The sequence below is a fragment of the Klebsiella sp. HMSC09D12 genome (assembly GCF_001808475.1).
Classification (GTDB): domain Bacteria; phylum Pseudomonadota; class Gammaproteobacteria; order Enterobacterales; family Enterobacteriaceae; genus Klebsiella; species Klebsiella oxytoca.
Genome location: NZ_KV793502.1, coordinates 66,398 through 79,067 on the forward strand (window position 1 = coordinate 66,398; position 12,670 = coordinate 79,067).

Annotated in this window: 14 protein-coding genes and 1 riboswitch; of the genes, 2 read left to right on the forward strand and 12 right to left on the reverse strand. The window is 58.6% G+C overall.

The window, feature by feature from the left end:
• Positions 1-10 precede the first annotated feature (10 nt).
• The 12 genes from HMPREF3178_RS21970 to pduF all read right to left on the reverse strand — a co-directional run bounded on the left by HMPREF3178_RS21970 (position 11) and on the right by pduF (position 11,039).
• Positions 11-796, reverse strand: coding sequence for a cobalt-precorrin-6A reductase (locus HMPREF3178_RS21970; RefSeq protein WP_004105100.1), 786 nt, complete (start codon positions 794-796; stop codon positions 11-13).
• Positions 793-1,518 (reverse strand): precorrin-3B C(17)-methyltransferase, encoded by a 726-nt coding sequence (locus HMPREF3178_RS21975; protein WP_004105101.1) that lies wholly within the window; start codon positions 1,516-1,518, stop codon positions 793-795. The genes HMPREF3178_RS21970 and HMPREF3178_RS21975 overlap by 4 nt, the downstream gene beginning before the upstream one ends.
• Positions 1,518-2,573, reverse strand: a complete 1,056-nt coding sequence (gene cbiG, locus HMPREF3178_RS21980) for a cobalt-precorrin 5A hydrolase (RefSeq protein ID WP_023321549.1) — start codon at positions 2,571-2,573, stop codon at positions 1,518-1,520. The genes HMPREF3178_RS21975 and cbiG overlap by 1 nt, the downstream gene beginning before the upstream one ends.
• Positions 2,554-3,327 carry a cobalt-precorrin-4 methyltransferase gene (locus HMPREF3178_RS21985; protein WP_004114994.1) on the reverse strand — a complete coding sequence of 258 codons (774 nt, stop codon included), beginning with the start codon at positions 3,325-3,327 and terminating at the stop codon, positions 2,554-2,556. Before HMPREF3178_RS21985 ends, cbiG begins: the two co-directional genes overlap by 20 nt.
• On the reverse strand, positions 3,320-3,889 hold the full coding sequence (locus HMPREF3178_RS21990; RefSeq protein ID WP_004105104.1) for a decarboxylating cobalt-precorrin-6B (C(15))-methyltransferase: 570 nt from the start codon (positions 3,887-3,889) through the stop codon (positions 3,320-3,322). The genes HMPREF3178_RS21985 and HMPREF3178_RS21990 overlap by 8 nt, the downstream gene beginning before the upstream one ends.
• On the reverse strand, positions 3,879-4,484 hold the full coding sequence (locus HMPREF3178_RS21995; protein ID WP_004114996.1) for a cobalt-precorrin-7 (C(5))-methyltransferase: 606 nt from the start codon (positions 4,482-4,484) through the stop codon (positions 3,879-3,881). Before HMPREF3178_RS21995 ends, HMPREF3178_RS21990 begins: the two co-directional genes overlap by 11 nt.
• On the reverse strand, positions 4,478-5,617 hold the full coding sequence (gene cbiD, locus HMPREF3178_RS22000; RefSeq protein ID WP_004114997.1) for a cobalt-precorrin-5B (C(1))-methyltransferase CbiD: 1,140 nt from the start codon (positions 5,615-5,617) through the stop codon (positions 4,478-4,480). Before cbiD ends, HMPREF3178_RS21995 begins: the two co-directional genes overlap by 7 nt.
• Positions 5,614-6,246: a cobalt-precorrin-8 methylmutase gene (locus tag HMPREF3178_RS22005; RefSeq protein ID WP_004105109.1), complete on the reverse strand. Its 633-nt coding sequence runs from the start codon at positions 6,244-6,246 to the stop codon at positions 5,614-5,616. The genes cbiD and HMPREF3178_RS22005 overlap by 4 nt, the downstream gene beginning before the upstream one ends.
• A gap of 10 nt (positions 6,247-6,256) precedes the next feature.
• The gene (gene cbiB / locus HMPREF3178_RS22010) at positions 6,257-7,216 is read right to left on the reverse strand and encodes an adenosylcobinamide-phosphate synthase CbiB (protein WP_024274641.1); all 960 of its coding nucleotides are present in this window, start codon (positions 7,214-7,216) and stop codon (positions 6,257-6,259) included.
• On the reverse strand, positions 7,213-8,592 hold the full coding sequence (locus HMPREF3178_RS22015; protein WP_016809887.1) for a cobyrinate a,c-diamide synthase: 1,380 nt from the start codon (positions 8,590-8,592) through the stop codon (positions 7,213-7,215). Before HMPREF3178_RS22015 ends, cbiB begins: the two co-directional genes overlap by 4 nt.
• Positions 8,593-8,679: 87 nt before the next feature.
• A riboswitch (cobalamin riboswitch) is annotated at positions 8,680-8,848 on the reverse strand.
• A 290-nt stretch (positions 8,849-9,138) separates the two neighbouring features.
• Entirely contained in the window at positions 9,139-10,050 is a 912-nt protein-coding gene (gene pocR, locus HMPREF3178_RS22020; RefSeq protein WP_004105115.1) for a transcriptional regulator PocR, read from the reverse strand.
• Between the two features lie 188 nt (positions 10,051-10,238).
• Complete coding sequence (gene pduF, locus HMPREF3178_RS22025) at positions 10,239-11,039, reverse strand: propanediol diffusion facilitator PduF (RefSeq protein ID WP_004105118.1); 801 nt, start codon at positions 11,037-11,039, stop codon at positions 10,239-10,241.
• 525 nt (positions 11,040-11,564) lie between these two features.
• Here pduF and pduA point away from each other — a divergent pair.
• On the forward strand, positions 11,565-11,849 hold the full coding sequence (gene pduA, locus HMPREF3178_RS22030; RefSeq protein ID WP_001183618.1) for a propanediol utilization microcompartment protein PduA: 285 nt from the start codon (positions 11,565-11,567) through the stop codon (positions 11,847-11,849).
• Positions 11,846-12,658 (forward strand): propanediol utilization microcompartment protein PduB, encoded by an 813-nt coding sequence (pduB, locus tag HMPREF3178_RS22035; protein ID WP_004105122.1) that lies wholly within the window; start codon positions 11,846-11,848, stop codon positions 12,656-12,658. The genes pduA and pduB overlap by 4 nt, the downstream gene beginning before the upstream one ends.
• Positions 12,659-12,670: the final 12 nt, after the last annotated feature.

A 12,670-nucleotide genomic window follows, 5' to 3' on the forward strand; every position in this document is an offset into this window, starting at 1 on the left:
TTCTGACTCCTTAAGCAGCGGCCAGCCAGCGCGATAAGCGCCGGGCAAAGGCAGCCTGACTTTCCAGTAACTCTTCACCCGTCACCAGCGGCGCCGGGCGCGTAATCACGATGCAGGGGATACCGGCATCCAGACAGGGTTGTACTTTTTCCTGATAGCCGCCTTCGGCGCCGGAGGCTTTGGTGATCACCACGTCGGCCCGGCACTGGCGGTAAAAAGCGGCGTTGAACGCGGCGCTGAACGGCCCGCACAGGGCGAAAATCTCGCCAACGCCAAACCCCAGCGCGGCGCATTGCGCGATGACATCGGCGACCGGCAACACCCGGGCCAGCAGCGTTTTGTCACCTAATCCCGCCCGCCAGCGCGCCAGATCTTTACTTCCCGTGGTGAGCAGCACGCGCTGGCCGAAACGCCGCGCCACCTCGCAGGCTTGTTCAATGCTCTCCACGGTATAGAGCAGCGGATGCGTCAGGCCGCTCAGCTGCTCTGGGCGCTGATAGCGGCTCAGCAGCACGCCGGCGGTTTCACAGGCCCGGACGATATTGCGGCTTACCGCTTCGGCGTAGGGGTGCGAAGCATCGATCACCCAGCGGGTCCGGTTAGCCTTCAGCCAGGCGATCATCTCCTCCAGCTCGAGGCGCCCGCAGCGCACCTGGCCGCGAATATCCCCCGCCAGCTGCTGACCGGTGGGCGTCGCCACCGACAGGGTGTAGGGGACCTGCGCCGCGTCAAGCTGCTGACACAGCGCCCTCGCGTCGCTGGTTCCGCCCATCACCAGCACCTCGCCGTGGCTCACAGTACGTAGCCTCGCGGCGTGATCATCAGGCCATCCTGGATATACGTCGCTTTGTTGCCGACGATCACCAGGCTGGTCATATCGACCGGTGCAAAATCCATCTCCCCCAGGGTAGTCAGCCATTTCTCCTGTTTTTTACGTCCGGCGGATTTCACGACTCCCACCGGGGTCTGCGCGCTTTTACTGGCCGACAGCAGCTCAAAGGCGCGCGCCAGATGGCCCTCGCGGCCGCGGCTGCGCGGATTGTAAAAACAGATGACGAAGTCGGCTTCCCCGGCGGCGACAATGCGTTTTTCAATCACCGGCCACGGGGTCAGCAGGTCGCTGAGGCTGATATGGCAGAAGTCGTGCATCAGCGGCGCGCCCAGCAGCGAGGCGGCGGCAATGCTGGCGGTCATCCCCGGGATCAGGCGGACTTCCACATCCAGCTTCTGCTTGCTGACCAGTTCAAGCACCAGTCCGGCCATGCCGTAAATACCGGCATCGCCGCTGCTGATCAGCGCCACGTTATGTCCGGCCTGCGCCAGCTCAATCGCCGCCTGGCAGCGCTCAATCTCTTTGCACATTCCGGTTTTAATCACCTGCTTATCGCCGGTAAAGGCTTTCACCAGGTGCGTGTAGGTCTTATAGCCAACGACGATTTCCGCCGCCTGCAGCGCTTCAATGGCCTCCATGGTCATCATGGACTGCGAGCCAGGGCCGATTCCGATTACGCTTAACATCAGTGTGAAACTCCCAAAGTAATAGTGACGCCCTGTTCGCGCAGGGTTTCGCCTAACAGTTGCCCATGGCTCAGCAGCCAGGCCGCCGGACCGGATACGCTCCCCACGCCGACGGTTTTTCTGACGAACGATGAAGCGGGAAAGTGATGCTCATGCTCGCGCAGGGCATCAGCGGGAAAGGTTTCGAACGGTACGCGACAGCAGGAAGCCAGCTGAATCAGCCCCTGCTCGTGCTTCTTCAACGTGACGCTGCCGATAGCTTTCAGCGCCAGCGGATCCAGGCGCTGCGCCTCAAGCTGGCGCGCCAGCAGCGCCGCTAATAGCGGGAATGGCGTATCGCGGCGGCAGCCAATTCCGGCGACCACCCGCTGCGGCACCAGCTTCCAGTGCGGCACGGCGATCGGCGGCAGTTCGTTGCGCAGCGTGACGCAGACCAGCGCATCCAGCTCGGGAAGCTGGTGCAGATCGGTCACGGTGATAAACCCCCGCCGGTCGCAGTGGCGGACGTCTTCATCCAGCTCTTCGTCCCACCACAGACCGACGCGCTGATGGCTGACCAGCATCTGGTTGACGGTTTTCACCGCCGCGCGGAAGTCGCTCATCCGGGCATTAAGCTGGAATGCCAGCGTATCCAGGGCCGCCAACTCGTTGACGTCGGTGGCGGTGGTGATCACCGGGTCGGCGCCGAGCATCCCGGCCAGATAGCGGCTGAGGGCATTCGCGCCCCCCGCATGGCCGGAAAGCAGGCTAATGACGTGCTGGCCGCGTTCGTCGATCACCACCACGGCCGGATCGCTGAACTTATCATTGACCAGCGGGGCCAGCACGCGTACCGCGATCCCGGTGGCGCCGATGAAAATCAGCGCCGAATAGCTGCTGAAGGCCTCCCGCGCGGCGCTGGCAAAACCGTTTTCAAAGGGGAGAAAACCCTCTTCCAGCAGCTTCTCGCTGGTAAAGCAGGTTAACGGCAGCATCGCCGCCAGCCGTTTCGCCAGCCGAACGCCCCCTGGCGTCAGGCAGAAAAGTGCGATTGATTCAGGCTTTACGGTATTCATGGCTAAAGTCCGCCGCGTAGAGTTTTGAGTAGTGATACTCAGAGCCCAGGAAATTCCCGACCAGAATGAGCGCCGTTTTGCGGATCCCCGCCTCGCGTACCTTGTCGCCGATATCCGCCAGCGTACCGCGTACGGTCTGGCTTTCCGGCCAGGTCGCTTTATAGATCACCGCCACCGGCGTGGTTGCCGGATAGCCGCCTTCAATCAGGCGCTCCGCTACCCGGTGAATGCGCTGCACGGAAAGGTAAATCGCCATTGAAGTCTGGTGGCTGGCAAATGATTCAAGCTGCTCGCGCGCCGGCACCGGCGTGCGCCCTTCAAGGCGGGTGATGATCAGGCTCTGGGAGACTTCCGGCACGGTGTACTCGACGCCCAGCTCCGCCGCCGCGCCCAGAAACGCGCTGACGCCCGGCACCACCTGCCAGTCGATACCGCGTTTGGTCAGCTCTTCACCCTGCTCGCGGACCGAGCCATACAGCGACACGTCCCCGGTCTGTAAACGCACTACCGTTTTCCCGGCTTTAACGCCGGCTTCCATAAGGTCGAGAATTTGCTCCAGATGCAGTTCGGCGCTGTCGTGACACTCGGCGCCGGGCGGACAATACTCCAGCAGCTCGGTGTTTATCAGCGACCCGGCGTAGATCACCACCTGGGCCTGCTGGAGCAAGCGGTAGCCCTTGAGGGTAATCAGCTCACGGTCGCCCGGCCCTGCGCCAACGAACCACACACTACGGGGGTCAAATGTCTCAGCCATGGTTTTCTTCCTTCTGACAGGCGATAACAAAAACGGGATTATTCGGTTTGAAATAGTGGCCGCTGCCCAGCGCGGTCAGCGATGAAACGTTCAGCAGCAGGCAATCAATCTGTGTAATCCCCCGCTGCTGCAGATAGTCGAGAGCCGCGTTCAGGTTCTCCTGCAGGATAAAAGTCATTACCAGACGGCCGCCGGGATAGAGCTGCTGCCACGACCAGTCAATCAGTTCGTCGAGACGGCCGCCGCTGCCGCCCATAAAAATGGCGTCGGCCCGCTCGGTAATCACCATCGGCGCTTCACCGGGCAGGATCTCAATATTGCCGCAGGTGAAATGCTGGCGATTTTCGTCCAGCAGCCGGAGAGCCGCGGGGTTGCGTTCGATGGCGGTTACCTGCAAAGAGGGATACTGCAGCGCCGCCTCAATCGACACGCTGCCGGTACCGGCGCCGATATCAATCAGGTGGCTTGCCCGGTGCAGTTCAAGTTTGGCCAGCGCCAGCGCGCGAACCGCTTCTTTGGTCATCGGCACCTTCTCGCCGCGCAAAAAAAGCTCATCTTTCATCGAGGATCACCACCGCGTTCATCTCATATTCGGCATCGACCTCACTGACCGGTAGCCAGTGGATCCGCTCGTTATCCATCGCCAGATTTTCGCCAATCACCATCCAGCGATACCCTTTACCCCGCGCCGCCAGCTGGGCGGCGATTTCCCGCGGCCCGCAGCGCCCGTCGGTCACCATCGCCACCTTGCGCTGACGCGCCAGCTCATCAAAACAGACATCTCGCCCGTGGCTGCTGGTCAGCCAGATATCGTTCATATCAATACCGGCCTTCGCACAGAGATACTGCACCGCGCTGATGCCGGGAATAATGCGCACGCGATCGATGCCAAAGTGGGCTATCAGCCGCGTGCCGATCCCGTAAAAGAGCGGGTCGCCTGAGGCCAGCACCACCACCTTCTGCGCTGCGCGTTCGCCGAGCCAGACCAGCAGTTCGGCAATATTGGCGCCCAGCGCAAACCGTTCGCCGCGAAATCCGGGGAACTGCTGCAAATGCCGCTTACCGCCTACCAGCGCATCCGCACTGGCGACCGCATCTTGCGCCGCCGGCGTCATCAAATGCAGTCCTGACGGCCCCATGCCAACCACCGTTAACATGACATCTCCCGCGCAATCTCGGCCACCGGGCGATTGCTGCCGAGGACCTTGTTATCAAAGGAGAACATGATGGCGTCGCAGACGGGCGGCGTTTTGGTAAAACGCAGCATCTGCATCACCCGCAGGCAGATGCGTTCAGCAAGATGGTTATAGATAGGCTGAAAACCGTACGCGTCAATGTGCTCCATCGCCGCTTCGGTGGTATCGCATTCGCTCACCAGTTGCAGCAGCGCCAGCGGCGCCCCCAACAGCGCCAGATGCGCGACCAGCGTTTCCATGCGCGCATCGGCGATATGGCTGTGGGTATGGAAGATCCCGGCGGCGACTTTAATCAGCTTGCCGGGATGGCCAATCAGCACAATCTGACGGAACCCGAGGCGGACGGCCTCTTCAATCATGTAGCCGACGAAGTTGCTCATGGTGACCACCACCTGCGAGTCGATGCCCATCTGCTCGCGTACGAAGCGTTCACCGTGGTTGCCCGGCACCAGCACCACCCGCTCCAGCCCCGCCGCGCGCTTAATTTCCAGCTCCAGCGACAGCGAACGCTTCCAGCTCTCTTCCGACATCGGCGTCACGATACCGGTGGTGCCGATAATCGAGATACCACCCAGGATCCCCAGCCGCGAGTTATAGGTTTTCTGCGCCCGCTCCTCGCCCTCCGGGGCGAAAATCTCTACCGTCGCCCCGCGCGACGGGCCTATCGCTTCGCGCACCGCCGACTCAATGGTGTGGCGCGGGGTGCGGTTTATCGCCGGGCTGCCGATAGGCAGGCCGATTCCTTTACGGGTGATGGTGCCGATACCTTCGCCGCCGCGCAGGGTTATCTCGCCGGAGTCGTCGAGCGTCACGCGAGCGAAAATCAGCATGCCGTGGGTGGCGTCAACGTCATCGCCGCCGTCTTTACGAATCGCGGCGATCGCCTGCTGCCCTTCGACGTGCGGTGATTCGACGTTAAGACACAGGGTGACGCCGGAAGGAGTCACAATGGAGACCTGATGAATGAGGTGCTGGCGCATCACCATCAGCGCCGCGACCTTTGCCGCCGCCGTCGCGCAGGATCCGGTGGTATAGCCTTTACGCAGCGCCTTGCCGTTGTGCCACACCGGGGCGTCGAAGGATTGCTCGCTCATCTCGCCCCCTGTAAGTGGTACAGAATGGCGTTGACGATAGCGGCGGCGACGTTGCTGCCGCCTTTACGACCCAGCGCGGCAATGCCCGGCAGGCCGCTCTGCGTCAGGGCGTCTTTCGACTCCGCCGCGCCGACGAAGCCGACCGGCACGCCAATCACGCCGTTGACCGCGACATCATGCTCCAGCAGACGAAACAGCGCGGTGGGCGCATTGCCGAAAACAAACACCTTCTCGCCCTCTTCGGCAACCGCAATATCGACCGCCGCCATCGAGCGGGTCATCCCCTGCGCTTTGGCCTCCGCCACCACGCGCGGATCGCTGATATAGCAGCGGCACTCGCCGCCGAATTTCGCCAACAGAGTTTTATTGATCCCGGAAAGGGCCATGGTGGTATCGGTATAAAGCGTGCAGGGCTGGCTCAGGGCGGCGCTTAAGCGAGGAAGCACGTCGGGAGAAAACCACAGGATATCCAGCCAGTCAAAATCGGCGGTGGTGTGGATCACCCGCTTGATAATGGCTTCGTGTAGCGGGCTGGCAAAGCGGTAGTCCGGGCGGGTCTGCGCAATAATGTCGCCAATAATGTCGAAGCTTTTCGCCTCAATCGCCTGCGGTTGCTGGATATAGTGCATTCATTTGTCCTCAGGCTGCGCCGACCAGCCAGAACCGGATCGCCATAAACAGCGCCAGCGCCAGGGTCGAAGACACCCACATCAGTCGAATCGTTCGGGAAATATCGTCTACGGAAACGTCGCGCGTCGCCTCGCCAATCCACGGCTTCTCCACGCGCTGACCAAAGTAATCGTTAGGGCCGCCAAGCCGGATGCCGAGCGCCCCGGCGACGGCGGCCTCCGACCATCCGCAGTTTGGGCTGCTGTGGTTGTAGCGATCGCGCCAGCCGATGCGCAACGCGCGGCCACTCGCTTCACCACAGAGGAGAGCGGCGAGGCTGATAAGCAGCCAGCTCAGGCGAGCGGGGATAAAGTTGGCGACATCATCAAGGCGAGCGCTAACCATGCCGATGGCGCGGTATTTTTCGTGCTTATAGCCGACCATCGAATCCAGGGTGTTGACCGCTTTATAGGCCATCGCCAGCGGCGCGCCGCCGAGCAGCAGGAAGAAGAGCGGCGCGATAATCCCGTCAACGGTGTTTTCCGCCACCGTCTCAACAACCGCGCGATTAATCTGCTGCGGCGCAAGCTGCGACGTGTCGCGCCCGACAATCCATGACAGCTTGCTACGGCTTTCCGCCAGATCCCCCGCGCGCAGCGGTCGCTCGACGTCCCGCGCCGACTGCGCCAGACAGCGTCCGGCCAGCACGGTGAAAATCATCCAGACCTCAACCAGCCAGCCAAGCCACGGATGAATCCTCTGCGCCAGCGTCAGCACGCCCCAGCAGACGCCCCACGTCAGTCCGACTACAACTATCCACATCACCCCGCCGCCGATGCGCAAGGCAACATCGCTACGGCAATAGCGGCGCACGCCGCGCTGAACGTCGGCGATCAGGTTGCCAATCCAGCGCACCGGATGCGGCCAGCTTTGCGGATCGCCGATGATAAAATCGAGAAGCCAGGCAACGCCCCATGCCAGTAGCGTCATAGCGCGCTCCTTGCCGCAGCCAGCCAGTGTTTGAGCATGGTGGGGCGCTGCGCAAAGTGCAGGTGCAGATAGCTGGCGAACGCGTTGCCCACCTGCCAGCCGCCGGACCACTGCTGAAGGGTCATACCGTCGCGGACCTTGCGGCAGGCCAGAACCGCCGGGGACTCGGGAGTAAAATCCGAGTAGTGAAATTCATGTCCGCGCAGGGTTTCGCCCGGCGCCGCCAGCAGCGTTTTGCGCATAGCTCGCGCCTCGCAGTAGCCAAAGCGGGTAAGCCGTTTGCCCATTTTGCTATGGCCGGGAATAAGGTTGGCCATCGGGTAGATATCACCGTTGGCGTCTTCCAGGGAGCTGCCGAGATACATCAGACCGCCGCATTCAGCGTAAATCGCCACCCCGCGCCGGTGCGCCTCCTGCAGCTGCGCCAGCATCGGCGTATTGGCCGCCAGCGCGGCAGCATGAATTTCCGGATAGCCGCCGCCGAGCCAAATCATCTGGCACGGTGGAAGCTCGCTATCGTGCAGCGGGCTGAAGCGCACGATATTCACTCCGCAGCGTTCAAGCAGCGAGAGGTTATCCGGGTAGTAAAAGTTGAAGGCCTCGTCGTCGGCCAGCGCCAGCGTCAGGCCCGCGCCAGCATCAGGGGACGGCAGCGTCGGCCACTCCCCGGCGGGTAGGATGGAGAGCTGGCTGAGGGTAAGAAGCTGTTCAATATCCAGCGTTTGCGCCAGCGTTTGGGCAAAATCGCGCCACGGCTGCTGGTTAACCAGCGACTCGCGGGCGGTAACCAGTCCCAGATGGCGTTCGGGTAGCGCCACCCCTTCCACTCGCGGTACGTAGCCGAGCACCGGCAGCTCGCAGTAGCGTTCAATGGCGCCTTTGAGAAGCTGATAATGGCTTTCGCTGTTGACGCGATTGACGATAACGCCGGCAATGTTAAGACTGGGGTCGAAGTGTTGAAATCCCATCACCGTGGCGGCGATGGAGGTGGAAACCGCTTTGCCATCTACCAGCAAAATGACCGGACAGCCGAGCTGTTTAGCCATCGCGGCGGTGCTGCAGTAGCCTGGGTCGGTACCGAAGCCGTCATACAGCCCCATCACGCCCTCAATGACCGCGATATCCGCCCGCTGCATCTGTTCGCAAAATAGCGCGTTAAGCACCGGTTCCGGGAGCATAAAGCTGTCGAGGTTGCGGGAAGCGACGCCGCTGACGGCGGTGTGCCAGCCGGTGTCGAGGTAGTCCGGGCCGACTTTGCAGGGCTGAACCCGCATGCCGCGCTGCTTCAACAGGCTGAGCAGGCCAAGCGTGACCGTAGTTTTACCACAACCGCTGCCGGTACCTGCAAGAATGAATGCGTGCTGCCTGGCTGCCATACCCCGATCCTGTGCCGGGTGGTAGGGCTGCGTGCATTCCCAGTCTTTCGACTGTACGCATCTGAGCAACCCACTTCCCACCGAAGTTGTTGATTATTACCGACAGGCAGGTCTTCTGGCTTAGCGTCGTCCTCCCCCATCCTTCCCAATCCGGTAAGCAGATCAGTGGCTAAATATGGGTTCGTCAGCATCACAGCAGCGGGGGCTGCGGGGGATTCACACCCCCTTCCCTGGCGCCTGTCGGTTTTATCGAGCGGGATGAAACCCACTCGAATGATTCCCGGAACATCTTACGGAAGCAGGATGGCTCCCGTCGTGTTTAATTTTTAATTACCAAAGCCGTTTCATTACGCCGATGGCGCGCTGAAAGCCATTTCGGATATCACTCTATCTCATCAAATAAATAAAAACTGGTGCAGCTTATCGTTCTCTCATTATTAATTTGTTGCGCTATGACAATTTATTGCTCTGAATGAGATATTTTCATTTTATAATGAGCCAGATACGCGGGTATAACAAAAATCGGCAATAACAAATTATTGTCATTTAAAATGGCTCAGTTTGTGATCTGGCGTTAATTTGCTGGCGATAGGCCTGCGGAGTCACCTGATAGGCCTGGCGAAAAACTTTGCAAAAATAACTGGTTTGCGAAAATCCTAAATTCCGCGCAATGCTGGCGATGCTCCAGTCGCTGTGGCAAAGCAGCTCTTTGGCGCTCACCATCCGCTGATGGTTCACCCAGGCATTAAAGCCAATACCCTGATATTTTTTGAACAGCTTACTGAAGTAATAGGGGCTGAGATAAACGTGAGCGGCGACGTCTTCCAGGCGAAGCTCGTCGGATAAATGGGCATCAATGTAGCGCAGCGCCTTCTTCATTTTGCTGTCATGAGGGCTGGCAACGCGGCTGGCGCGCGCAGGTTCCGGCTGCTGGGGATTATCTTTAATCACCACAAAGTTGAGCTGTTTTTTAAGGCAGTTTTCGACGATGAGCTTCAGTAAATCAGCAGAAGCAATCACTCTGGAGTAGTCCATTTCCGGCACGTCGCGAAACGCTTTAAGCAGCTCAGGGTCGGCCTGCCAGCGGTCATCCACGTTGAGGATATCGACCAGTTCAACATCGTTGCTTAAGCGCACCTGGCCGCAAAGCACAAAGCCTACAAGGTGCCCGGCAATGACCAGAGGAATGGAGAAATCGGTTAACCCGGCGTGGCAGCGGTAGATACAGAGCTGATCGGTTTTAGACGCCTCAAGCCCGCCGCAGCGGTCGCTCATTCGACAGCGGGTGCTGTGCTGGGGATGCTGGCGCATCAGCTGGCAAAAAGGTGTGAAGTTAAACAGTTCAGATATTTCATCACCATGAATATTGACGACCACCACCGCCAGACTGGTGGCCTGCGCAAAATCCTGTGCGATTTTATTAATGAGTTCTGAGTTCAGTGTGCTCGCAGAAATCATGATAAAACCTCTCAGTTAATTTTTTGTTATAAATAAAACATTTCTTTAATATTTACTTCCTTTCATCATCAATTGCCGCCAACGATAAAAGAATAATACGATAGCAAAAGTCTCCCATCCGTGGGAGACGTTTTTGGCGAGTTCGTGATACCGGTTCATGAAAATTTTTGGCTATTTCAGCCGTGACCTTAATCCTCTAATTTACAGGTATTACACGGTAGATTATTACCAATCAGATAACGATAGATGGCCGCGCCGAGACAAGCGCCGATCAGTGGCGCAATAATCGGCACAATAAAGTACGGAATATCCCTTCCGCCGGTCATCGCGATATCGCCCCAACCCGCCATCCACGTAAACAGCTTCGGCCCAAAATCACGCGCCGGATTCATCGCAAAGCCGGTCAGCGGCCCGGTTGAAGCGCCAATTACCGCCACCAGCAGGCCGATCAGCAGCGGGGCCAGCGGCCCTTTCGGTACGCCGTTGCCGTCGTCGGTCAGCGCCATAATCATCCCCATCAGCATGGAGGTGATCACCACTTCAACCAGCGCCGCATGCCAGATGCTCAGCGATGCCGCCGGGTAGGTGCTGAAAATACTCGCCAGCTGCAGGCTCTCTACGCTGCCGCGCGCGATATGGTGGGCGGATTCAAACTCGGTAAACATCGTGCTGTACAGCACATAGGCCAGCACCGCGCCGCCAAAGGCGCCGGCAACCTGTGAAACGATATAGGGGAAAACTTTTCGTCCGGGAAAGCAGGCAAACAGCCATAAAGCGACGGTCACCGCCGGGTTGAGATGCCCGCCGGAGATCCCCGAAGTCAGATACACGGCAAGCGAGATCCCCAACCCCCAGATAATGCATATCTCCCACAGTCCGAGGCTGGCTCCCGCCACCTTTAACGCGCTCAGGCAGCCGATGCCGAAAAACAAAAATAGCCCGGTGCCCAAAAACTCGGCGGTACATTGCGCTTTTAACGAATCATTCATTATGACACCTTCTTAGCAGAGTTCGTGTCCTGACCAGCCAACATCCTGCTGGCAGTAGAGTACAACGGGCACCACTATATGAACTCCCGTCCGCAAATTGTTGGCAACCTGCTGACGGCAGCCTCCGGAAAATTCGGGCATCAATAACAAATTATTGTCATTAAATAACTCAGAATTGCATTGCTCACGCGCGGCTTTCGCAATTATGCCACCGCCATGGCATGCAAAAATATTGCTAAAACCAACTCATCGTTTTCCAACAAACATCACAAATCAGATTCTCTCGCATAGCAGATAAAATTAAAATCGTCATGAACAAATTTGTAAATATGGAATATACAAAACAAGATAATCACATCAACACAAATAAAAATAACAAATAACATCAAACAGTTAAATAAATAAACGACAATTTTATATTATCCAATACCCACTATTTTTTCACCATCAAATTGAAGTCAGCCATTCTTTTTCCTCGCATCTTCTTATAGTCCCAACTATCGGAACACTCCATGCGAGGTCTTTATGCAACAAGAAGCACTAGGAATGGTAGAAACCAAAGGCTTAACCGCAGCCATAGAGGCCGCTGATGCAATGGTTAAGTCAGCCAATGTGATGTTAGTGGGCTATGAAAAGATTGGCTCCGGGCTGGTAACCGTCATCGTGCGCGGCGATGTTGGCGCGGTAAAAGCGGCCACCGATGCGGGTGCCGCCGCCGCACGTAACGTGGGTGAAGTGAAAGCCGTACACGTCATCCCACGCCCTCACACCGATGTAGAAAAAATCTTACCGAAGGGAATTAGCCAATGAGCAGCAATGAGCTGGTTGAACAGATCATGGCTCAGGTGATTGCCCGCGTGGCAACGCCGGAACAGCAGGCCATCCCTACTGAAAACCATCCAATACGAGAGACGGCTATGGCAGAAAAAAGCTGCAGTTTAACGGAATTTGTCGGGACCGCCATTGGCGACACCCTGGGCCTGGTTATCGCCAACGTCGATACCGCCCTGCTGGACGCGATGAAGCTTGAAAAGCGCTATCGCTCCATCGGCATTCTCGGCGCCCGTACCGGCGCAGGCCCGCACATTATGGCGGCGGACGAAGCGGTGAAAGCCACCAACACCGAAGTGGTCAGCATTGAGCTTCCGCGCGATACCAAAGGCGGTGCAGGCCACGGTTCGTTGATTATTTTAGGCGGCAACGACGTTTCCGACGTTAAGCGCGGGATTGAAGTTGCGCTGAAAGAGCTCGACCGCACCTTCGGCGATGTTTACGGCAATGAAGCCGGACATATCGAGCTGCAGTACACCGCCCGCGCCAGCTACGCCCTGGAAAAAGCCTTCGGCGCGCCGATTGGCCGCGCCTGCGGCATTATCGTCGGCGCACCGGCCTCCGTTGGCGTGCTGATGGCCGATACCGCCCTGAAGTCAGCCAACGTAGAAGTCGTGGCGTATAGCTCTCCGGCGCACGGCACCAGCTTCAGTAACGAAGCCATCCTGGTGATTTCCGGCGACTCTGGCGCGGTCCGCCAGGCAGTCACCTCCGCGCGCGAAATCGGTAAAACCGTCCTTGCGACCCTCGGTTCTGAACCGAAAAACGATCGCCCGTCCTACATCTGATACCTACGAGGC